Consider the following 21,880-nt stretch of genomic DNA (forward strand, 5'->3'; position numbering starts at 1 on the left):
CTTCCTTCAAGTTGAAAGCTCCGATGCTGGAGCCTCTGTGTTGAAGTCTGGTCGCCGCTGTGTGAACGGCTGGTGAACGTCGGCCGGTGCTGCTCCTGTTTTTGATGCAGATCAAGCTGCGCCGGCGGTGGCTTCCTGCTTCAGCGGCTGGCCCAGCGAGCGCAGCACGTCGCGCACCAGTTGAACCCGGTCCTTGACCTCGGGCAGCGCGCGTTCGATGCGCAGCTTCTCGTTGCCCGCCAGCTTGATGTGGCGGTTCTTCTGGATCAGCTCGATGATGCGCATCGGCTCGATCGGCGGGTTGGGCCGGAAGGTGATGTTGATGACACCCGGCGCGGCATCGACCTTGACCACGCCGTAAGGGGCCGAGAGCACGCGCAGGCGGTGCACGTCGATCAGGGTCTGCGTCTGCGGCGGCAGCTTGCCGAAGCGGTCCACGATCTCTTCCAGCAGGCCGTCGACCTGGTCCGTCGTCTTGGCCGTGGCCAGCTTCTTGTAGAACGACAGGCGCAGGTGAACGTCGCCGCAGTAGTCGTTGGGCAGCAGGGCCGGTGCGTGCAGGTTGATGTCGGTGGTGACGGAGAGCGGCGACAGCAGGTCCGGCTCGCGTCCGGCCTTGAGCGCCTTGACGGCCTCGCTCAGCATCTCGTTGTAGAGCTGGAAGCCGACTTCGAGCATGTTGCCGCTCTGGTTCTCGCCCAGCACCTCGCCCGCGCCGCGGATCTCCAGATCGTGCATGGCCAGGTAGAAGCCGCTGCCGAGTTCCTCCATCTGCTGGATCGCGTCCAGCCGTTGCGCGGCCTGCTTGGTGAGGCCCTCGATCTCGGGCACCAGCAGGTAGGCGTAGGCCTGGTGGTGGCTGCGGCCCACGCGGCCACGCAGCTGGTGCAGCTGGGCCAGGCCGAACTTGTCGGCGCGGCTCATCACGATGGTGTTGGCCGTGGGCACGTCGATGCCGGTCTCGATGATGGTCGAGCACAGCAGCAGGTTGTAGCGCTGCGCCACGAAGTCGCGCATCACGCGCTCCAGATCGCGCTCGGGCATCTGGCCGTGGGCGATGGCGATGCGCGCCTCGGGCAGGATTTCTTCGAGCTTTTGCTTGCGGTTCTCGATCGTCTCGACCTCGTTGTGCAGGAAATAGACCTGGCCGCCGCGCTTGAGCTCGCGCAGCACGGCTTCGCGAATCACGCCCGTGCCCTCGTTGCGCACAAAGGTCTTGATGGCCAGACGCCGCTGCGGCGCGGTGGCGATCACCGACAGGTCGCGCAGGCCTTCGAGTGCCATGCCCAGCGTGCGCGGGATCGGCGTCGCCGTCAGCGTGAGCACGTCCACCTCGGCGCGCAGCTGTTTCATCGCCTCCTTGTGGCGCACGCCGAAGCGGTGTTCCTCGTCGATGATGAGCAGGCCCAGGTTCTTGAACTGGGTCTTCTCGGAGAGCAGCTTGTGCGTGCCGACCACGATGTCGACACTGCCGTCGCTGATGCCCTTCATGGCGGCCGTGATCTCCTTCTGCGAGCGGAATCGGCTCATCTCGGCCACCTTCACCGGCCACTTGGCGAAGCGGTCCACCAGGGTCTGATAGTGCTGCTCGGCCAGCAGCGTGGTCGGCGCCAGAAACGCCACCTGCTTGCCGCCGGTGACCGCCACGAAGGCGGCGCGCAGCGCGACCTCGGTCTTGCCGAAACCCACGTCGCCGCAGACCAGGCGGTCCATGGGCTGGGGGCTGATCATGTCCTGGATCACGGCGTGGATCGCGGCCTTCTGATCGGCGGTCTCGTCGAAGCCGAAGTCGTTGGCGAAGATCTCGTAGTCCTGCGCGGAAAAGCGGAAGGCGTGGCCCTGGCGCGCAGCGCGGCGGGCGTAGATGTTCAGCAGCTCGGCGGCGGCGTCGCGCACCTGTTCGGCGGCCTTGCGCTTGGCTTTCTCCCACTGGCCGCTGCCCAGCTTGTGCAGCGGCGCCTCGTCCGCGCTCACCCCGGTATAGCGGCCGATCAGGCTGAGCTGGCTCACCGGCACATAGAGCACGGCCTTGTCGGCGTATTCCAGGTGCAGGAATTCCTGCAGCGCGGGCGTGCCGTCGGGGTTCTTGTCGCCCATGTCCATGTTGATGAGCCCGCGGTAGCGACCGATGCCGTGCGCGCTGTGCACCACCGGGTCGCCCACATTGAGCTCGGACAGGTCCTTGATCAGCGCATCGACGTCGCTGACCTGTTCCTGCTTCTTGCGCCGACGCGTGGTCGGGCCGGCTGCGAAGAGTTCGGTCTCGGTGACGAAGTCGATGCCCGCTTCCAGCCACGAGAAACCGACCGTCAGGCCCGCGGTGGCGATACCGACCTTCTCGTCGCTGGCCTGGAACTCGGCCAGCGAATCGAAGGCCGGCGGGCTCAGGCCGCTGGCACGGATGAAGTCCAGCAGGCTCTCGCGCCGTCCGTCGCTCTCGGCCAGCAGCAGCACCCGGTGGGCGGTGTTGCGGATGTGGCCGTGCAGGCGCGACAGCGGGTCTTCGGCACCACGCACCGCGGCCAGCTCGCCCAGCTTCTGCGCGAACGCGTTGTCGGCGATGTCTTCCACCGCGGGCCGGATCGCCAGTTGGGCATGCGCATTGGCCTCGCCGTAGAACTGCTCTATCGACAGGAACAGGCTCTCGGGCGGCAGGGCGGGGCGGTCGGGGTCGCCCTTGACCAGGCGGTACCGGTCCTGCGTGTCCCGCCAGAAGCGCTGGAAGGCGGGCTCCAGGTCGCCGTGCAGCACCACCGTGGCTTGCACGCCGAGGTAGTCGAAGACCGTGGCGGTCTCTTCAAAGAACAGGGGCAGGTAGTACTCGATGCCGGCGGTGGCCACGCCGTTGCCCATGTCCTTGTAGATGCGGCTCTTGGTCGGATCGCCTTCAAGCAATTCGCGCCAGCGGCTGCGGAAGCGCGCGCGCGCCGTCTCGTCCATCGGGAACTCGCGGCCGGGCAGCAGACGAACCTCGGGCACGGGGTAGAGGCTGCGCTGGCTGTCGGGGTCGAAGGTGCGGATCGAGTCGATCTCGTCATCGAACAGGTCGACGCGGTAGGGCACCTGCGAGCCCATGGGGAAGAGGTCGATCAGGCCGCCGCGCACCGCGTATTCGCCGGGACTCACCACCTGCGTCACATGGCTGTAGCCGGCGAGCGTGAGCTGGCCCTTGAGCTTCGCTTCATCGAGCTTCTGCTTGACCTTGAACTGGAAGGTGTAGCCCGCCAGAAACGAGGGTGGCGCCAGCCGGTACAGCGCCGTGGTGGCGGGCACCAGCACCACGTCGGCACCGGTGTCCTTGTCACGCTGCTGGATGCGCCAGAGCGTGGCCAGGCGTTCGGAGATCAGGTCCTGGTGCGGCGAGAAGGCGTCGTAGGGCAGGGTCTCCCAGTCGGGGAAGAGGGCGCAGCGCAGTTCAGGCGAGAAGAACGCCATTTCGTCCATCAGGCGCTGCGCATCGGTCGCGTCGGCGGTCACGATGGCTACGGGCCTGCCAGCGGCTTTCTCGCGCGCCGCCAGTTGCGCGAGCAGCAGGGCATCGGCCGCGCCGACGGGACGGGGCAGGTGGAAACGTTGGCCGGGTTTGAGCTTGGGCAGGTCCATGGATTCAGGCGCAAATGACGAAAACCCCCCGGTCGTTGGGACAGGGGGGTGAAGTGGGGGATTCTAGAATGCCCGGACCGATCATGAGTGCTTTCCAAAACACCCCGACCTCTGTGCGCTGCCACGCGCTGCTGCCTTGTGCCGGCACCGGCTCGCGCGCGGGCACCGCTGGCCCCAAGCAGTACCAGACCGTCGCCGGCCTGCCCATGGTGCTGCACACCCTGGCAGCGTTCAGCGCGGCTCCCCGCATCGAGCAGACGGTGTTGGTGGTGGCGCCGGACGACCGCTTCCTGAGCGTCGATCAGCCCGATCTGCGGCTCGAGCGCTGTGGCGGCGCGACCCGTGCGCACAGCGTGTACAACGGACTGGATGCCTTGAGCGCCAGAGGCGCGGCCGACGACGACTGGGTGCTGGTGCACGACGCGGCGCGCTGCCTGATCACACCGCAGCAGATCGAGGCGCTGATCAGCGCCTGCGAGGGTGACCCGGTGGGCGGGCTGCTCGCACTCAAGCTGCCCGACACGCTGAAGACCGAACGCGAGGGACGCGTGGCTGCGACCGTGGACCGATCGGACAAATGGCTGGCCCAGACCCCGCAGATGTTCCGGCTCGGCATGCTGCGAAGCGCTCTCGCCGCCCAGGCCGACAGTGGCTTCGCCGGTGTGACCGACGAGGCTAGCGCCATGGAAATGGCCGGGCTCCGGCCGCTGCTGGTGCCGGGCAGCGCGCAGAATTTCAAAGTGACCTACCCCGAAGACTTCGCCCTCGCCGAAGCCATCCTTTCAAGCCGAACATGAGCGCTGCTACCACCACCCCGTCCATTCCATTTCGCATCGGTGAGGGCTGGGACGTGCACGCCCTGGTGCCCGGACGGCCGCTGCTTATCGGCGGCGTGACCATCCCCCACACGGCCGGCCTGCTGGGCCATTCGGACGCCGACGTGCTGCTGCACGCCATCACCGACGCCCTGCTGGGCGCGGCGGCGCTGGGCGACATCGGGCGTCACTTCCCAGACACAGACCCGCGTTTCAAGGGTTCCGATTCCATCGTGCTGCTGACCGAAGTCGCTCGGCGCGTGCGCGAGGCGGGTTTCGAGATCGGCAACATCGACAGCACGGTGGTGGCCCAGGCGCCCAAACTCGGCCCGCACATTCCGGCCATGTGCGCGCACATAGCCCAGGCGCTGGGCCTGCCCGTGGAGTCGGTCAATGTGAAGGCCAAGACCGCCGAGAAGCTGGGCCCGGTCGGGCAGGGCCTGTCGATCGAGGCCCGGGCGGTTGCCTTGCTGGTGCGCCGGCCGGGCTGAGCCCGGTTTGCATCAGGCGGTTTTGCCGACCGGCAGCTTGATGTGGGCGGCCAGCCCGCCGGAGCTGCTGTTGGCCAGCGCGAAGCGACCGCCCATGCGGGCAATGGCGCGCTCGACGATGGCCAGGCCCAGGCCTGTGCCGGTGGCGGCGCTGCGAGAGGCGTCGCCACGGAAGAATGGCTGTGTGAGCTGGCTCAGCATCTCGGGATTGACACCTGGGCCGTGGTCGCGCAGCTTGACCAGCACCCATTGGTCCTTGGTCTTGGCGCCAATGTCGATCTCGGCCACACCGGTCGTCTGGTTGCGGCCATAGCGCACGGCGTTCTGCAGCAGGTTGGAGAACACGCGGTTGAGTTCAACCGCATCGCCCATGACCCAGGTGTCGTCAGGAATGCTGGTCTTCACCGCCACGTCGGGCTGGTTGCCCAGCGCAAACACGGCGGCCTCGATGACCTCGTTGAGGCTCACGCGCTGAGGCTCCATGTGGTCCGGCCGTGCGTAGTCGAGGAACTTGTCGATGATGGCATTGACCTGTTCGATGTCGGCCGACATGTGCTCTCGCGCTTCCGCGTCGGCCACACTCATCTCGGTCTCCAGACGCAGCCGCGCCAGCGGCGTGCGCAGGTCGTGCGAGATGCCGGCCAGCATCAGGGCGCGGTCCTGTTCGATCTTGGACAGCCGCTGCGCCATCTGGTTGAACCCGATGTTCACCTGCCGGATTTCACTCGTGGCCACGGCCTCGTTGAGTCGGCTGGAGTTGAAGTCGCCGTCTCGCACACGGCTCGCGGCAAACGACAGCTTCTGCAGCGGCCGGTTGATCAGGCGTGCAATGAGCGCAGCACCCATCAGCGAAAGCACGGCGGCGGTGGCGAGCCAGATCAGCCAGGTCTTGCCGGTCACCAGTTCCACCCGAGACGGGTCGGCCTGCAGCCAGTACGGGTCACCGTCGATGGAAAAACCGATCCAGAGACCCGGCGTGCCGTTGACCTCGCGAGCGACCACGGTGTCAGGGCCCAGCCTGGCGCTGAGCTGGGCGCTGACCGTCCTGCTGAGTGAGTCCGCGTCGTAGAGCCGGAACTTGTCACCCGGCTCACGAGGGGCGATCCTCACCTTCTCCTCGTCGGCCATGGTCTTGACCAGCGACACACGGGCAATCGAGTCGGAGTGCACGAGTGCCGCACGGCTGAGGTTCACCAGGGAAGCCAGCTGTTGCGCACTTTGCAACGTGCGCGGCTCGTATTCCAGCGCCCGGAATGTCTGGAGCCATGCCACGATGCAGCCCACCAGCAGCAGCGACAGCAAGAAAAAGGTGCGCCAGAACAGGCTCACCTCGCGCGCGGGTTTGCTCTCCAGCGGAGCGGACGCCGTCTCCAGCGCCGCCGGCTCGGTTTCGAAGGTGGGGACCCGCGATTCGTCGATCATCAGGCGTTGCCGTCCGGCACGAACACATAGCCCACGCCCCACACCGTCTGCAGGTAGCGGGGCGACGCAGCGTCCTCTTCAATCAGCTTGCGCAGGCGGGACACCTGCACGTCCAGGCTGCGGTCAAATGGTTCGAACTCCCGGCCGCGGGCCAGTTGCGCGAGCTTCTCTCGGGACAGCGGCTGGCGCGGATGGCGCACCAGGGCCTTGAGCATGGCGAACTCGCCCGTGGTCAGTGGCAGGTCGGCGCCGTCCTTGCGCAGGGTGCGCAGGCTCAGGTCGAACTCGAACGGACCAAAATTGACCACCTCTGCATCCTGCGAGGGGGCACCAGGCACCTCGGCCGGAGGGCGGCGGCGCAGCACCGCATGGACGCGGGCAAGCAACTCGCGCGGGTTGAACGGCTTGCCCAGGTAATCGTCGGCGCCCACCTCCAGGCCGACGATGCGGTCCACGTCCTCGCTTTTGGCGGTCAGCATGATGATCGGTGTGCGGTCGCCGTTGGCGCGCAGGCGCCGGCAGATCGACAGGCCGTCCTCACCCGGCATCATCAGGTCCAGCACGATCAGGTCCACCGCCTCGCGCTGCAATACTCGGTTCAGTGCCTTGCCGTCCTCGGCCAGCATGACCTCGAAACCTTCCTGCATCAGGTAACGGCGCAGCAGGTCGCGGATGCGGACGTCGTCATCGACCACCAGGATCTTGTTCGGGCGGGTGGTGTTTTGTGGCATGGAAGCAACTCCCGGTAAATGTAACAAAGGCGATTGTGGCAGCGCCAAGTGCTTGTCAGGGCTTGTTTTTTGGTTTTTTGACAGGCTGTTACATCTGTTGCCCAGCCCCCGCACACCGTTACCAGAGGCCCGCTCAGAATGCCTTCATCGTTCAGTTCAGCCAGAACCATGATCAACCACAAATACTCTGTGTCCGCGATGCTGCTGGGGGCGCCATTGCTCTCTGCCGCGTTGGAGTTGCGGGAGCAGCCTGCCCAGCCCCTGGCCTCTGAGCCTGTGGCGGTGTCGCCCGCCGAGATCCAGGAAGGACGCCCGGTGACCACACGGTTGCGCGATTCCCTGCGACAGCCGCTCAGCGATGGCTATGCCGCCAGCAAACCATTTCGGCTGTCTCCTGAAGAGCGGCAGCGCATGCGCGAACAGCTTCGCGGTCTGCCAGAGCAGTCCGCTCAATCAAAATAGCCGGCTATGAACAAATATCTGCGGGTGGCATCGTCGTGTCACCAGGCGGGCGTGCTCGCCTTGGTTTTTTCAGGGTTTCTGGGTGCTGGCGCTGCTTTTGCCCAACCTTTGCCTGCAGCCGCTCCGGTCAATGTGGTGGTGGTGTCTGCCAGCGCACAGCTTGAAGTGCCTCAGGACTGGGTCACGATGACCCTGAGCACCTCGCGCGATGGCAGTGATGCTGCTGCAGTGCAGAGCCAGTTGCGACAAGCGGTTGATGCCGCTCTGGCGGTTGCCAAGCCACAGGCCTCTGCTCAGCAACTGGAGGTGAAAACAGGATCGTTTGGTGTGTATCCGCGCCATGGCAGCAACGGACGTATCGTGGGCTGGCAGGGATCGGCGGAGCTGGTGCTGGAGGGGCGGGACTTTGTCCGCATCAGCACCACCGCGGGGAAGATCACTTCCATGGGCGTCGGCAACGTGGCCTTCTCGCTGTCCCGCGAAGCGCAACAAAAGCTCGAGTCCGAGGTTCAGGCATCGGCCATTGAGCGTTTCAAGGCCAAGGCAGTCGAGGTGGCCAAGGCCTTCGGCTTCGAGGGTTACACCCTGCGGGAGGTGTCGGTCAGCCCCGCCGACCAGGGCGAGCGACCGATGTACCGGATGCGAGCCGCGTCGGTGGCCCAGGCGCCTGCCGACGCCTCCATTCCTGTCGAGGCGGGCAAGAGCCTGGTCACGGTCTCGGTGTCGGGCTCGGTCCAGCTGCGCTGAGGTTCATTGCGCCACCCAGCCACCGTCCATGTTCCAGGCCACGCCACGCACGTTGGCGCCGGCTGGTGAGCAGAAAAACACCGCCAGTTCGCCCAACTCCTCGGGGGTGGTGAACTGCATCGATGGCTCCTTCTCGCCCAGCAACTGCTTCTTGGCGTCCTCGTTGGTAAGGCCCAGTGCCGCCGCCTTGGCATCCACCTGTTTCTGCACCAGCGGTGTCAGCACCCAGCCAGGACAGATTGCGTTGCAGGTCACGCCGGTGGTCGCGTTTTCAAGGGCGGTCACTTTGGTCAGGCCGACCACCCCATGCTTGGCCGCAACGTAGGCCGACTTCTCCGCAGACGCGACCAGACCGTGGACCGAGGCCACATTGATGATGCGTCCCCAGTTCGCTGCGCGCATGGCGGGCAGCGCCAGGCGGGTGGCGTGGAACGCACTGGAGAGATTGATGGCGATCACCGCATCCCAGCGCTCGACCGGGAAGTCCTCCACGCGCGCCACATGCTGGATGCCGGCGTTGTTCACCAGGATGTCGACCTGGCCAAAGCGGCTGGCCGCGAACTTCATCATGTCTTCAATCTCGGCCGGCTTGCTCATGTCCGCGCCGTGGTAGGCCACCTGCACACCCAGGGCTGCGATCTCTGCCTGCGGGCCTTCAGAGTCACCGAAACCATTGAGAACAATGTTCGCACCCTGTCGAGCCAGCGCCTTGGCGATGCCCAGTCCAATGCCGCTGGTCGAGCCGGTGACAAGGGCGGTTTTGTTGGCAAGCATGAGGGATCTCCAGTTCCATTACGATCGGTTGAACAACATGCAAACCATTATCACGGAGTCCGAGGAATGAGCGGTTCCAGCCAGATGCCAGAGCTGCGGTTCGTCGGTGTTCCCGGGCCTGTCGCCAACAGCGGCCAGCAGCGCCGGCTGGCGTACTGGGACTGGATGCCGCAACAAGGTGCCGATGCCCACCGCGTCGTGGTGTGTGTGCATGGGCTGTCCCGTCAGGGTCGTGACTTCGATGTGCTGGCGTCCGCCCTGACCGCGCAGGCGCGCGTCATCGCCGTGGACGTTGCCGGTCGCGGATTCAGCGACTGGCTTGCCGACCCGATGACCTATCAGGTGGGAACCTACGCAGCAGATGTGGGCAGCCTCATTGCCAGGCTGCGTTCTGAAGACCCCATGCTTCAGATCGACTGGATCGGCACCAGCATGGGGGGGCTGATCGGCATGGCCCTGGCGGCCCAGCCTGCCATGGGCATCCGCAGGCTGGTGCTCAACGATGTCGGTCCGGTGCTCCAATGGGAAGCCTTGCGGCGCATCGGAACCTATCTGGGACTCAACCCCTCCTTTGCCAGCGAGCAGGAGGCTGCGGACTATCTGTGGTCGATCTCCACCGGATTTGGACCTCACTGCCAGCAGCAGTGGATGGCACTGTCCCGTCCCATGCTGCGCGAGCGGGAGGGGCGCTGGTGGCTGCACTACGACCCTGCGCTGGCCGTTCCGATCCGGGCGCTGACAGACATGGATGAATCTGTCGGTCGCCAAGTGGTGGCCGACGGGGAGGCTGCCCTGTGGGCGCTGTATGACGCCATTTCGGCCCCCACCCTGCTGCTGCGGGGCGCCGATTCCGACCTTCTGACGCGCGAGACGGCGAAGGCCATGTCTGAAAGAGGACCCCGCGCGCGTTGCGTCGAGTTTCAGGGTGTTGGACATGCGCCGACCCTGGTGGTGCCAGACCAGGTGGCGGCGGTGGTCGGCTTCCTGGAACAGGCCTGAGCGAACCTTTTCCATGCAGTATTCGACTTCTGTCCCTCCACCGCCGACGTCGGCCATCGTGGCCGCCACCTCGGACAGCTTCTTGCCACGGCAGGCCCAGGCTTTGGCACGTGCACGTGCCTTTGCAGAGCCCTTGCTGGCCAGCGAACAACTGGACACTGGCGAGAACATCCTCTCGCACGCCGACGCGGTCGCCACGGTGCTGCGCGACATCGGTGGGTCGGAGGCGATGCAGGCTGCGGCCTATCTGGTGTACGCCTGTCAGTACCTCAACAGGCCACAGGAGGTGATTGCCAAAGCGTTCGGCGAGAACTTCGCGGCACTCGCTCTTGAGACGACCAAGCTGGTGCAACTGCAGCGGCAGGCGCGGATCAAGTCGGCCGAGGTGCAGAACCGGAAGACAGGAGAGCGTCTGGCCGCGCAAGAGGCGGCCCTGCCAGTGGCGTCACCGGGCAAGGTGCCCGTGTCCGAACTGGCGGCCAGCCAGACCGAGAACGTCCGCAAGATGCTGCTGGCGTTTTCCCGTGACCTGCGGGTGGTGATGCTGCGGCTGGCATCGCGCCTGCAGACGCTGCGCTATTTCGCGGCATGCAAGGGCGACCCTGGTCTGGCCTTGGCCAGCGAGTCGCTTCATGTTTTCGCTCCACTGGCCAACCGGCTGGGCATCTGGCAGATCAAGTGGGAGATGGAAGATCTGGCCTTCCGTTTTCTTGAGCCACAGACGTACAAAGATGTCGCCCGTCTGTTGGATGAAAAGCGGGCAGAGCGCGAGGTTCACATCGAGCAGGTGCGGTTGCAGCTTGAGACGGACCTGCAAGGGCAGGGCATCCAGGCGTCGGTCCAGGGACGGCCCAAGCACATCTACAGCATCGTCAAGAAGATGCGTGGCAAGTCGCTGGACTTTGACCAGGTGTTCGACATCCGGGCGCTGCGGGTCGTGGTGCCTTCAACCGATGACTGCTACGCGGTGTTGGCGCTTGTGCACTCGCAGTTCACGCCTGTTGCGGAAGAGTTCGACGACTACATCGCCAAGCCCAAGGCCAATGGTTACCAGTCCTTGCACACGGTGGTGCGCGACGCGCAGGGCAGGGCATTCGAGATCCAGATCCGGTCCCAGGCCATGCACGACCACGCGGAACACGGGGTGGCCGCTCACTGGGCCTACAAGGAGGCGGGCACCAAAGGCTATGCGGGCGTGTCGGCCAGTTCCGAGTACGACGCCAAGATTGCGGTGCTTCGACAACTGCTGGCCTGGGAGCGTGACCTCAGCGGGGCGTCACCGGGCCTGTTCGACGACCGCATCTATGTCCTGACGCCGGATGCCGCCATCGTGGAGCTGTCGCAGGGCGCCACGCCCGTTGACTTCGCCTATTCGGTGCACACGAACCTGGGGCATCGTTGCAGAGGGGCCCGGGTGGACGGCGTCATGGTTCCGCTGAACACGGCGCTGCAGAATGGCCAGACCGTCGAGATCATCGCCGCCAAGGAAGGCGGCCCTTCGCGCGACTGGCTCAACCCTGAGCTGGGCTACCTGGTTGGCCACCGTGCCAAGAGCAAGGTCCGGGCATGGTTCAATCAACTGGCGATGGAAGAGACCGTTGCCCGGGGGCGTGAGGCGGTGGAGCGTCTCCTGCAGCGAGAGGGGCGCACGGCGCTGAGGTTCGAGGATCTGGCCAGCTCGGCGGGTCTTCCCTCGGCACAGGCGCTGTTCGAACAGGTGGGTAAGGACGAACTGTCGCTTCGCACGCTGGAAGTGCTTCTGCGGCAGGGAGATCAGCCTGTTGTTGAGGACATTCCCCCGTGGTTGAAAAAGCCGCGTCCCGTGCGCTCGGCCCCCAGCGGGGGCGTGCTGGTGGTCGGTGTCGACTCGCTGATGACGCAGTTGGCCAAATGCTGCAAGCCGGCGCCGCCCGACGATATCCGGGGGTTCGTGACCCGTGGCAAGGGGGTGAGCATCCATCGCAGCGATTGCAGCGACTTTGCCCATCTGCAGCGCACCAGTCCTGATCGGGTGATCGACGTGCAATGGGGTGGCGCTGTCTCTGGCGGGCGGGAAGGGGCTTCTGCGGTGTACCCGGTGGACGTTGCCGTGGAGGCGATTGACCGGCAGGGGTTGCTGAGGGACATTTCCGATGTGTTTGCACGCGAGAAGATGAACGTCATCGGGGTGCAGACGCAATCGGTCAAGGGCATTGCGTGGATGACCTTCACCATCGAGGTCACCGATGCGAGGCAGGTGTCCCGTGCGATGTCGGTGGTCGGGGACGTGGCAGGTGTGCGCATGGTCCGGCGCAAATGATTTGCGGGTTTGGACAAAACGCAGAATTCGCTGCTATACTGCGAGGCTTCGGACAGTTTGCAGGCGCGTAGCTCAGCTGGTTAGAGCACCACCTTGACATGGTGGGGGTCGTTGGTTCGAGTCCAATCGCGCCTACCAAACATCTCCGAAACGACAAGGGCCCGACATTGCGTCAGGCCCTTTTTCTTTGTGCGGCAGCCATGGCGCCATGGCATCATCTGCGATGCGCACAGGGAAAACCCATTTGGCAGCCTTGGGGAGACTTCCTAGAATCCGGCGCAACAGCAGCCTCCACAACGCGGGGGGCTCTCCGTCTTCACGTGAAGGTCCTGTAGTGCAAAAAAGCAAGGCCGATGCCCAAGGCTCCTCCCCGGATGCCGTGCGGGTCATCAAGAAATATCCCAACCGGCGCCTTTACGACACCGATACGTCGTCGTACATCACACTGGCCGAGGTCAAATCTCTTGTGATGGACAACGAGCGTTTCGTGGTGCGGGACGCCAAGACCAACGAGGACCTGACCCGCAGCATCCTGCTGCAGATCATTCTGGAAGAGGAGACGGCAGGCGCGCCGATCTTCACCGAGCAGGTGCTGGCCAACATCATCCGTTTTTACGGTCACGCGATGCAGGACTTCATGGGGGCTTATCTGGAAAAGAACGTCCAGATATTCATGGATTTGCAGGCCAAGATGGCAGAACAGTCCAAGGGGCTGAATCCAGAGGTCTGGAAGCAGTTTATGAATGTCCAGTCTCCCATGATGCAGGGCATGATGGGAACGTATCTGGAGCAGTCTCGCAGCGCGTTCACGCAGATGCAGGAGCAGATGCAGAAGAACAGCGAGCAGATGCTGGCCGCTTTTGGCCTCAAGCGCTGACCCGGTCGGCCGGTCTGAGACAATCTGGGGATGAGTGAATCCCCTGTTTCCACCAGCGCCACGGCGCCCAAAGTAGGGTTTGTGAGTCTGGGTTGCCCCAAGGCCCTCACGGACTCCGAACTGATCCTCACGCAACTGAGCGCCGAGGGTTACCAGACATCGAAGACCTTTGCAGGTGCCGACATCGTCATCGTCAACACCTGTGGCTTCATTGATGACGCTGTCAAGGAGAGCCTGGACACCATCGGGGAGGCTTTGGCCGAGAACGGCAAGGTGATCGTCACCGGCTGCCTTGGCGCGCGCGAGGGCGATGGCGGTGGCAACCTGGTGCAGCAGATGCACCCGAGCGTGCTGGCGGTGACCGGCCCTCACGCCACCCATGAGGTGATGGAGGCAGTGCACAGGCACCTTCCCAAGCCGCACGATCCTTTTGTTGACTTGGTGCCGCCCCAGGGCATCAAGCTCACTCCGCGCCATTACGCCTACCTGAAGATCAGCGAGGGCTGCAACCACCGCTGCACCTTCTGCATCATTCCGTCGATGCGAGGTGATCTGGTCAGTCGTCCTGTGGGTGATGTGCTGACAGAAGCGCGCAAGTTGTTTGAGGCCGGAGTCAAGGAGCTGTTGGTGGTCAGCCAGGACACATCGGCCTATGGTGTCGATGTGCAATACCGGACTGGTTTCTGGGATGGCAAGCCAGTGAAAACCAAGATGCTCGATCTGGTTCGCACGCTTGGTGAGTTGGCAAGAGGATTTGGCGCATGGGTGCGTCTGCACTACGTGTACCCATATCCCCACGTGGATGACGTGATTCCGCTGATGGCCGAGGGTCTGATCCTGCCGTATCTGGATGTGCCACTGCAGCACAGCCATCCCGATGTGCTCAAGCGGATGAAGCGCCCCGCCAGTGGGGAAAGAAATCTGGAACGCATTGCCCGCTGGCGCGAGATCTGCCCTGAGATCGTGGTGCGCAGCACCTTCATCGCAGGATTTCCCGGAGAGACGGAGGCTGAGTTTCAGAATCTGCTCGATTTCTTGGCCGAAGCGCGCATTGATCGTGCGGGTTGCTTTGCGTACTCGCCGGTGGAGGGGGCCGCAGCCAACGCACTGACTGATCCTGTCGCGGATGCGGTGCGGGAAGAGCGCCGCGCGCGCTTCATGGAGGTCGCGGAGGCGGTGTCCGCTGACAAACTGCGCTCCCGCGTGGGCTCGACCATGCAGGTGCTGGTGGATTCGGCGCCCGGCCTGGGTAAGAAGGGGGGTGTTGGCCGCAGTTACGCGGATGCGCCGGAGATCGATGGCGTGGTGCGACTGCTGCCACCAGAGAAGATCAGCAAGACGCTCAAGGTGGGGGAGTTCACTCGCGCGCGCATCGTTGCAGCGGACGGTCACGACCTCGTGGCTCAGCCGATTTGATGCAGCAAACAGAAAGGGCTTGCAAACGAATTGTTTGCAAGCCCTTGTGTTTGGTGCCCAAGAGAGGACTCGAACCTCCACGCCTCTCAGCGCTAGTACCTGAAACTAGTGCGTCTACCAATTCCGCCACCTGGGCATCTCAGGAAGCTCGCATTATAGCCTGCGGCTCAGCGCGTTTTGGCTGCGCTGTTTGCGGTCCAGATAAAAAAGAAAAGGGCTTGCAAACTCTTCGTTTGCAAGCCCTTATGATTGGTGCCCAAGAGAGGACTCGAACCTCCACGCCTCTCGGCGCTAGTACCTGAAACTAGTGCGTCTACCAATTCCGCCACCTGGGCATCTCAGGAAGACGACTAGTATAACAGTAAAAAAACAGAACTCATAATCTTGAACGAAAAAAACAATCTTCTGGCCGAATTCGAAGGTGTCGTCTCCGGTCATCGCGACGGACACGGCTTTGTGATCCGTGATGACGGACAGCCCGACATCTATCTTCCTTCCAACGAAATGAGAGCGGTGCTGCACAAGGACCGGGTGAAGGCCCGCATCGTGCGGCTGGATCGCAAGGGCAGGCCCGAAGGGCGGGTGACCGAGATCATTGAGCGCCCTGCTGCCCCCATCATCGGTCGACTGCTGCAAGAGAGTGGCGTGTGGCTCGTCGCCCCTGAGGACAAGCGCTATGGCCAGGACGTCCTGATTCCCAAGGGGGCCACTGGATCGGCCAAGACCGGCCAGGTGGTGGTGGTCGAACTGACCGAGCCTCCGGCCCTGTATGGTCAGCCTGTTGGCCGCGTCAAGGAGGTGCTTGGCGAGATCGATGACCCCGGGATGGAGATCGAGATCGCGGTGCGCAAGTACGGTGTGCCTCACGAGTTTTCGGACTCGGCACTTGCAGAGGCCCGGGCACTGCCCGACAAAGTCCGGCCGGCCGACCTGAAGCATCGGGTCGATCTGCGCGACGTGGCCCTGGTGACCATCGACGGAGAAGATGCGCGGGACTTTGACGACGCGGTGTACTGCGAGCCAGCCAAGGTGGGGCGGGGCAAGGGTTGGCGTCTGCTGGTGGCCATTGCCGATGTGAGTCACTATGTGAAGACCGGCGCGCCGATCGACGTGGACGCTTACGACCGGGCCACTTCGGTCTATTTCCCTCGTCGCGTGATCCCGATGCTGCCAGAGAAGCTTTCCAACGGACTGTGCTCTCTGAACCCGGATGTGGATCGCCTGTGCATGGTCTGTGACATGCTGGTCAATGCCAAGGGTGAGGTGCATGCCTACCAGTTCTATCCGGCAGTGATGCACAGCCATGCGCGCTTCACCTACACCGAGGTGGCTGCGATCCTGCAGAACACGCGGGGTCCTGAGGCTCAGAACCGCAAGGCACTGGTTCCGCACCTGCTGAATTTGCACGACGTGTACCGGGCGCTGGTCGCGGCCCGCAACAAGCGGGGGGCGGTCGACTTCGAGACGGTGGAAACGCAGATCGTGTGCGATGAATCCGGCCGCATCGAGAAGATCGTGCCGCGCACCCGCAACGACGCCCACAAGCTGATTGAAGAAGCCATGCTGGCGGCCAACGTGTGCTCTGCCGATTTCATTGGTCAGAGCAAACACGCAGGCCTGTTCCGTGTGCACGAAGGGCCGACGCCGGAGAAGCAGGAGACCTTGCGCAACTACCTTAAAGCCATGGGTGTTCCGCAGTCCATCAGCGACAACCCCCACCCGTCCGAGTTCCAGCAGATCGCCGAGGCGACCAAGGATCGGCCGGAGGCCCAGCAGATCCACAGCATGCTGCTGCGCTCCATGTCGCAGGCGATCTATACGCCGATGAATCAGGGGCATTTTGGTCTCGCGTTCGATGCCTACACCCACTTCACCAGTCCGATCCGGCGCTACCCCGATCTGCTGGTTCACAGGGTCATCAAGGCCATCCTGACCAAGCAGAAGTACCAGTTGCCCGCCTTGCCAACGCCTGGGGAAGCGCACGCCAAACTGAGCAAGCGCCTGGCCAGCCGGGCCCGCCCGCCCGTGGCTGGAGAGGCGGTGAAGAAGCCTTCGGCCGATCTGCTGGCCTGGCAGGCGGCCGGCTTGCACTGCAGCGCCAACGAGCGACGTGCCGATGAAGCCAGTCGTGATGTGGAGGCGTGGCTCAAGTGCAAGTACATGCGCGAGCACCTGGGCGAGGAGTTCAGTGGCGTCGTGACCTCAGTCACCAGCTTCGGACTGTTCGTGACGCTGGATGCGATGTATGTGGAAGGGCTGGTGCACATCACCGAACTGGGCGGAGAGTACTTCCGGTTCGACGAGGCGCGGCAGGAGCTCCGCGGGGAGCGAACAGGCATCCGGTACGCGTTGGGGTCCAGGGTGCAGGTTCAGGTGAGCCGGGTCGACTTGGACGGGCGTCGCATTGACTTCCGGCTTGTGTCGGGCAACGACGATGCCATGCTGCGGGCCATGCGCGACAAGACTGGCGGAGAGGGGGCGCCGGATCAAGGCGGGGGACGGCGTCTGCGTGAGCGTGAGGAGCGGGCGCAGGGCAAGGCAACTCCCCGGGAATCCACGGGGCCCGGCAAGGGCGCAACCGCCAAAGGAGGCGGGCGCAACAAGGAGGCCAGAGGTTCTGCGCGCGGTGGGGCGGGCAAGACGCGGAAGGGGCGTCGCTGATGGCCGCCGCGCTTTTTTTCGTTTTGGAGACGGTGTTTTTTCTGCTCATAGGAGCGGCGCTCCTGCGGGCCTGGATGAATCACCTTCGCATCAACATGTCGGCTCAGCCCGGCCGGTTCGCCATGGCGCTCACACACTGGCTGGTGGGACCAGTGCGCAAAATCCTGCCGCGCTCCATGTCCCAGAGCCCGATCGACTGGGGCAGCCTGCTGGCTGCGGTGCTGCTGGCCATTGGCTATGGCGGTTTGCGCCTGATGCTCGGTGCGGCACTGGCGCCGTCGCCCGTTGGTGTGGTCGCGCCCTTGGTGGCCATTCCGGGTTTGGCTTTTTATCTACTGATCCGGGTGTTACTTCAGGGGCTTATCTTCCTGTTGCTGGTGTTTGCGGTGCTCTCGTGGGTGCAGCCAGGTGCACCGGTGATGGGCACGCTGGACCGGCTTTGCTCGCCCCTGCTGCGCCCCATCCGAAGGGTGGTGCCACAGATCGGCGGTATGGATTTGTCTGTGCTTGTGCTCATCGTCCTGCTGCAGATCGGGCTGATTTTGCTGGGGTGACGCGCCGGCTCAGCGCGCTCCACGAATGCACTCCACCAGGCGGTTGGCCGTGAGGGTCTGTTCATGGTGCACCACCCATTGGTCTGCCAATCTGCCATGACCTGACACGGCCTCAAGGACCGCCTCATAGGAGGGCGCTGATCGACTAGTGGAGTTCGCCAGTGAGGCTCCGATCCATCCGGCCAGGACGTCTCCTGTGCCCGCAGTGGCCAGCGCCGGATTGCCGCTGGCGTTGATTCGGGGTGTTTTGCCGGGCGCGTGAATCACCGTTCCTGATCCCTTGAGTACGGCGACCACGTTCAGCTGCTCGCTGAGCAGGCGCGCTGCGTCGAGGCGGTCCTTCATGACCGAAGTTGTGCTGGCGGCGAGCAGGCGCGCTGCTTCAAGCGGGTGGGGTGTGACAACAGTGATCCAGTTCCGCGCGCTGCGCTCGACCACCAGACGGCGCAGCGCATCATCGCCGGCAATGGCGTTCAGCGCGTCTGCATCCAGGACCAGGGATGGGCAAGTCGACAGGATGTTGGGGAGATACTTGGCAATTGCCTGGCCGCCGCCGCAGCCGCACACCACAGTGGCTTGCCGTAACAAGGTCTCATCGGCGAGCAGCGTGTCTGTTTGCCTGAACATGAGCTCAGGACATTGGGGATCCCAGGAGGGCTGTTGTTCATCGGGAGCAAGAAGCCCGACATAGACCCGACCGGCGCCTGCGTGAAGTGCGGCCCGTGCGGCCAGGATGGCTGCCCCGGTCATGCCGGCACCGGAGGGCGCGAGACCCTGACCGCCGACCACGAGCACATCTCCTTGGCTTCCCTTGTGGGCCGCATGCGCCCGGCGCGTACGTGCATCGGTTGCGCCTTGAAGTATGGCGGCATATGCCGGGCAGTTGGTGGCTGTGGCTCCCAGTGTGTCCAGCCACACGGATCCCGCCTGATCTCGACCTGCTGCAGTGAACAGTCCTGGTTTGAGTGTCAGCAGAGACAGTGTGTGCCGGGGGCCGTTCGGTGTCGGTGCAGCAGGCCCCAGGTACTCTCCGGTGTCGGCCAGGAGGCCGCTGGGCACATCTACGCACAGCACTGTGGCGCTGGTTCGGTGCAGGCGGCGCAGATACTCGGCCATTTCACCAGCAGGGGGGCGAGTTGTTCCGATGCCCAGCAGGGCATCAATGGCCACGTCAAAATCATGCGGCGGCGAGGACGCTAACGTCACTCCACTTTCCAGAGCCAGGGTCAGGGCGTGCGCGGCATCTGGAGGCAACCGGCCGGGGTCACCGGTGAGCGTGGTGACGATCTCCGGCCGGCCCTGGCGGCTTTGGGCGTGCAGAGACAAGTGGCGAGCGGCCACCAGCCCATCGCCCCCGTTGTTGCCCGGACCGCAGGCGATCCAGATGCGGCGGGCGTGGGGGGCAAGGGCCATGGTCAGGTCGGCCACACTTCGTCCAGCACGGGCCATCAGCTCATGCGCTGGCAGGGACGCCGTCATCGCGCGCTCCAGCGCGCGCGTGGCTGCGCTGTCGTGCAGTGGTTCGCTGCAGAGGGGCCCGATGCGCCGCATTCGAGTCATCGTTGTTTGCTGATGAGGCGGAGCGTCCGCATGGAATGCCTCCTCGTTGCGTTGAGCGTGTGCTTGACCCATGGTGGGGCGGCAAGACCAGTCCGTCAAGCGATTGCTGGCAGACTTCTTTGCGCCTGGAAGGCGGTGATGTCGACCTCGGGTGGCCGGCCAGACAACTGATTCGCTAGCACTTTGGCGCAGCCGCAGGCCAAAAGCCAGCCGTGCATGCCATGCCCCGCATTTATCCAGACGTCTGGCACGCCGGAGGGGCCAAGCAAAGGCAGTGCGTCAGGCGTTGTTGTCACTGTGCCGCTCCACTCTTGTACAGCGCCCGAGACTCCCGTCCTAAGCGCTCCCGGAAACCAGTCGCTTAGAGACTCGTACAGCGGTTTGAATGCGGCCCCGGCCCGGGGCAGTCGCGAAGCTCGGAGGGCAGGGCCGACTGCACGAACCCATTGTCCAGTGCGGGCGATCGTGATGCCCTGCTGGAGGTCGTGAATGGTCGCCGATGGCGCATCCAGGGGTTCGCGGATGAGCCCCGAGACCGCATGGGCAACCCGGGTTTCCATCGAAAGGTCCAGTCCGTATGGTTTCAAGAGCCCGCGTGTTGCTTCGCCTGCGCACAAGACGACGCCATCGAACGGTTCAATGGAGGCATCCTGCTGGTTGCTCAGCACACGGATGCCGCGCTGGCCGGGCATGTGCTGAATGCCCAGAACCTCGGTTGCGAACCGAAAGCGGCAGCCGGCGTGCTTGGCATGGGCCTTGAGTTGCAGCACGAACTGACGGCAGTTCGCAGACCACGTCTCAGGAACGACAAGCGAGCCTGCGAGCGTGATGTCGGGGTTCAGCGCCGCCTCAAGGTTTCTGGCATGTTCTGCGTCGGTCAGAAGGGACTTGCAGCCATAGTCCGCAAGGATGCTTTGCAATCGGGCTGCAACCGGGTGCACTGACGGGTCCCTCCACACGGTCATCAGGCCTTGCTGCTCACCGAAGGACGGCATCAGATGTTCGGACAGCTGTGAGAGCCGTTCGAGCGAGTGGCAGGCCATGGCCAGAAGGGCTGGTCCCGGATTGGGGTTGAAGGGTGACCGGTGGCCCAGCAGCTTCGACCACCAAGATTGTTGTCGCTCGTTCACCCGCTCCCATTCCAGGGCAGCACAAGCGGCCGTCCATTCTGGTGCGAGCAAGCCCCCAGGGGAGAAACTGGCTTCTTCTGCCGCTGTCTGGCGTCGCTCGAATACGGTGACCGAGTGCCCATCCTGGGCCAGTTCATAGGCGGTGGTGACGCCGACCACGCCTGCACCAAGCACGGCAAGCTTCAATCGCAGCTCCCGCTGATGTGGCGGGCAAAAGGAGGGCAGAAGCGATCGGCACAGTGCATGGATGGTCGGGGGGCGAGGAGTACGGTAAGGCGGTACGGCCAAGAATCGCCGTGCGCCAGGAGCGGTGCTGCTATAATTGATAGGCTTTGCTGCTGGTGGTCCATTGCTGGAGTACTGGTGTCAGGCAAATCCCAAACCAGCCTACCCAGGTGTTGCTTCGTAATGCCAAGACCCTGCAAAGGTCGGAAACGAAGCAATCGGGGCTGGATTTTAGACCCAACCTCTGGAATACATCATGTCGATCTCCATGCGCGAAATGCTGGAAGCCGGTGTCCATTTCGGCCACCAAACCCGCTTCTGGAACCCCAAGATGGCCCCGTTCATTTTCGGCCATCGCAACAAGATTCACATCGTCAACCTCGAAAAGACGTTGCCGATGTTCGAAGAGGCTGCAAAGTTCGTGAAGCAGCTCTCTGCCAACCGCGGCACCATCCTGATGGTGGGCACTAAGCGCACTTCGCGCGACATCGTTGCCCAGGAAGCCCGTCGTGCTGGCGTTCCCTTTGTCGATCAGCGCTGGCTGGGTGGCATGCTGACCAACTTCAAGACGGTCAAGACCTCGATCAAGCGTCTGAAGGATATGCAGGCTCAAAAAGAAGCCGGCCTCGACAGCATGAGCAAGAAAGAGCAGCTCATGTTCGCTCGTGAAATGGAAAAGCTGGAGAAGGACATCGGCGGTATCCAGGACATGACCGCGCTGCCCGATGCCATCTTCATCATCGACGTGGGCTTCCACAAGATCGCCGTGTCCGAGGCTCAGAAGCTGGGCATTCCGCTGGTCGGCGTGGTGGACACCAACCACTCGCCCGTGGGTATTGACTATGTGATCCCCGGCAACGACGACTCGGCCCGTGCTGTGGCTCTGTACGCCCGTGGCATCGCTGATGCCATCCTCGAAGGTCGTGCCAACGCGGTGAACGATGTTGTCAAGGCCGTCGCTGCCGAAGGCGGCGACGAGTTCGTGGAAGTCAAGGAAGACGCGGCTGCCTGAGCCTCGCAGCCTGTGCGAAAGAGGGGCTCCAGTAGCCCCTTTTTCACAAGCAAAACCGATCAATGAACAGTGTGAGTCCGCGCTGCGGACCCGGACAACGGA

17 protein-coding genes and 3 tRNA genes are annotated in these 21,880 nt (G+C 63.9%); 12 read left to right on the forward strand and 8 right to left on the reverse strand.

What is annotated here, in order from left to right:
- Positions 1-111 precede the first annotated feature (111 nt).
- Positions 112-3,603 (reverse strand): transcription-repair coupling factor, encoded by a 3,492-nt coding sequence (mfd, locus tag DD542_RS15725; protein WP_127806282.1) that lies wholly within the window; start codon positions 3,601-3,603, stop codon positions 112-114.
- An 83-nt stretch (positions 3,604-3,686) separates the two neighbouring features.
- On the opposite strand from mfd, the gene ispD reads away from it, so the two are divergent.
- Positions 3,687-4,400 carry a 2-C-methyl-D-erythritol 4-phosphate cytidylyltransferase gene (ispD, locus tag DD542_RS15730; protein WP_127806283.1) on the forward strand — a complete coding sequence of 238 codons (714 nt, stop codon included), beginning with the start codon at positions 3,687-3,689 and terminating at the stop codon, positions 4,398-4,400.
- Positions 4,397-4,909: a 2-C-methyl-D-erythritol 2,4-cyclodiphosphate synthase gene (ispF, locus tag DD542_RS15735; protein ID WP_127806284.1), complete on the forward strand. Its 513-nt coding sequence runs from the start codon at positions 4,397-4,399 to the stop codon at positions 4,907-4,909. The genes ispD and ispF overlap by 4 nt, the downstream gene beginning before the upstream one ends.
- 12 nt (positions 4,910-4,921) lie before the next feature.
- Here the strand turns inward: ispF and DD542_RS15740 are convergent, their stop codons facing one another.
- Together DD542_RS15740 and ompR are read right to left on the reverse strand one after the other, a co-directional pair.
- The gene (locus tag DD542_RS15740; RefSeq protein WP_066154390.1) at positions 4,922-6,331 is read right to left on the reverse strand and encodes an ATP-binding protein; all 1,410 of its coding nucleotides are present in this window, start codon (positions 6,329-6,331) and stop codon (positions 4,922-4,924) included.
- Complete coding sequence (ompR, locus tag DD542_RS15745) at positions 6,331-7,062, reverse strand: two-component system response regulator OmpR (protein WP_066154387.1); 732 nt, start codon at positions 7,060-7,062, stop codon at positions 6,331-6,333. The genes DD542_RS15740 and ompR overlap by 1 nt, the downstream gene beginning before the upstream one ends.
- 168 nt (positions 7,063-7,230) lie before the next feature.
- On the opposite strand from ompR, the gene DD542_RS15750 reads away from it, so the two are divergent.
- Both DD542_RS15750 and DD542_RS15755 read left to right on the forward strand, forming a co-directional pair.
- The gene (locus DD542_RS15750; RefSeq protein WP_127806285.1) at positions 7,231-7,524 is read left to right on the forward strand and encodes a hypothetical protein; all 294 of its coding nucleotides are present in this window, start codon (positions 7,231-7,233) and stop codon (positions 7,522-7,524) included.
- Between the two features lie 6 nt (positions 7,525-7,530).
- Positions 7,531-8,271 carry an SIMPL domain-containing protein gene (locus DD542_RS15755; RefSeq protein WP_127806286.1) on the forward strand — a complete coding sequence of 247 codons (741 nt, stop codon included), beginning with the start codon at positions 7,531-7,533 and terminating at the stop codon, positions 8,269-8,271.
- Between the two features lie 3 nt (positions 8,272-8,274).
- Here the strand turns inward: DD542_RS15755 and DD542_RS15760 are convergent, their stop codons facing one another.
- Positions 8,275-9,045 carry a 3-hydroxybutyrate dehydrogenase gene (locus DD542_RS15760; protein ID WP_066154381.1) on the reverse strand — a complete coding sequence of 257 codons (771 nt, stop codon included), beginning with the start codon at positions 9,043-9,045 and terminating at the stop codon, positions 8,275-8,277.
- Positions 9,046-9,111: 66 nt separating this feature from the next.
- Between DD542_RS15760 and DD542_RS15765 the strand changes: the two genes are divergently transcribed.
- From DD542_RS15765 to rimO, 5 genes are all read left to right on the forward strand, one after another.
- Entirely contained in the window at positions 9,112-10,044 is a 933-nt protein-coding gene (locus DD542_RS15765; RefSeq protein WP_241559572.1) for an alpha/beta hydrolase, read from the forward strand.
- Positions 10,045-10,057: 13 nt separating this feature from the next.
- Entirely contained in the window at positions 10,058-12,343 is a 2,286-nt protein-coding gene (locus DD542_RS15770) for a bifunctional (p)ppGpp synthetase/guanosine-3',5'-bis(diphosphate) 3'-pyrophosphohydrolase (protein WP_079366139.1), read from the forward strand.
- 61 nt (positions 12,344-12,404) lie between these two features.
- Positions 12,405-12,481, forward strand: a tRNA-Val gene (locus tag DD542_RS15775).
- Positions 12,482-12,677: 196 nt separating this feature from the next.
- The gene (gene phaR, locus DD542_RS15780) at positions 12,678-13,220 is read left to right on the forward strand and encodes a polyhydroxyalkanoate synthesis repressor PhaR (RefSeq protein WP_241559573.1); all 543 of its coding nucleotides are present in this window, start codon (positions 12,678-12,680) and stop codon (positions 13,218-13,220) included.
- Between the two features lie 30 nt (positions 13,221-13,250).
- Positions 13,251-14,636 (forward strand): 30S ribosomal protein S12 methylthiotransferase RimO, encoded by a 1,386-nt coding sequence (rimO, locus tag DD542_RS15785; RefSeq protein WP_079366141.1) that lies wholly within the window; start codon positions 13,251-13,253, stop codon positions 14,634-14,636.
- Between the two features lie 51 nt (positions 14,637-14,687).
- Here the strand turns inward: rimO and DD542_RS15790 are convergent.
- A tRNA-Leu gene (locus DD542_RS15790) sits at positions 14,688-14,772 on the reverse strand.
- 114 nt (positions 14,773-14,886) lie between these two features.
- Positions 14,887-14,971, reverse strand: a tRNA-Leu gene (locus DD542_RS15795).
- A gap of 49 nt (positions 14,972-15,020) precedes the next feature.
- Between DD542_RS15795 and rnr the strand changes: the two genes are divergently transcribed.
- Entirely contained in the window at positions 15,021-17,297 is a 2,277-nt protein-coding gene (gene rnr / locus DD542_RS15800) for a ribonuclease R (protein ID WP_127806287.1), read from the forward strand.
- Complete coding sequence (locus DD542_RS15805; protein ID WP_241559574.1) at positions 17,297-17,851, forward strand: YggT family protein; 555 nt, start codon at positions 17,297-17,299, stop codon at positions 17,849-17,851. The genes rnr and DD542_RS15805 overlap by 1 nt, the downstream gene beginning before the upstream one ends.
- A gap of 9 nt (positions 17,852-17,860) precedes the next feature.
- Here DD542_RS15805 and DD542_RS15810 read toward each other — a convergent pair whose 3' ends face one another.
- Together DD542_RS15810 and DD542_RS15815 are read right to left on the reverse strand one after the other, a co-directional pair.
- Complete coding sequence (locus tag DD542_RS15810; protein WP_347232054.1) at positions 17,861-19,330, reverse strand: NAD(P)H-hydrate dehydratase; 1,470 nt, start codon at positions 19,328-19,330, stop codon at positions 17,861-17,863.
- Between the two features lie 176 nt (positions 19,331-19,506).
- The gene (locus DD542_RS15815; protein ID WP_164868414.1) at positions 19,507-20,727 is read right to left on the reverse strand and encodes an FAD-dependent oxidoreductase; all 1,221 of its coding nucleotides are present in this window, start codon (positions 20,725-20,727) and stop codon (positions 19,507-19,509) included.
- A gap of 295 nt (positions 20,728-21,022) precedes the next feature.
- Here DD542_RS15815 and rpsB point away from each other — a divergent pair, with 295 nt between their 5' ends.
- Entirely contained in the window at positions 21,023-21,778 is a 756-nt protein-coding gene (rpsB, locus tag DD542_RS15820) for a 30S ribosomal protein S2 (protein ID WP_066154354.1), read from the forward strand.
- Positions 21,779-21,880: the final 102 nt, after the last annotated feature.

This window comes from Hydrogenophaga sp. NH-16, from assembly GCF_004006415.1.
Classification (GTDB): Bacteria; Pseudomonadota; Gammaproteobacteria; order Burkholderiales; family Burkholderiaceae_C; genus Hydrogenophaga; species Hydrogenophaga pseudoflava.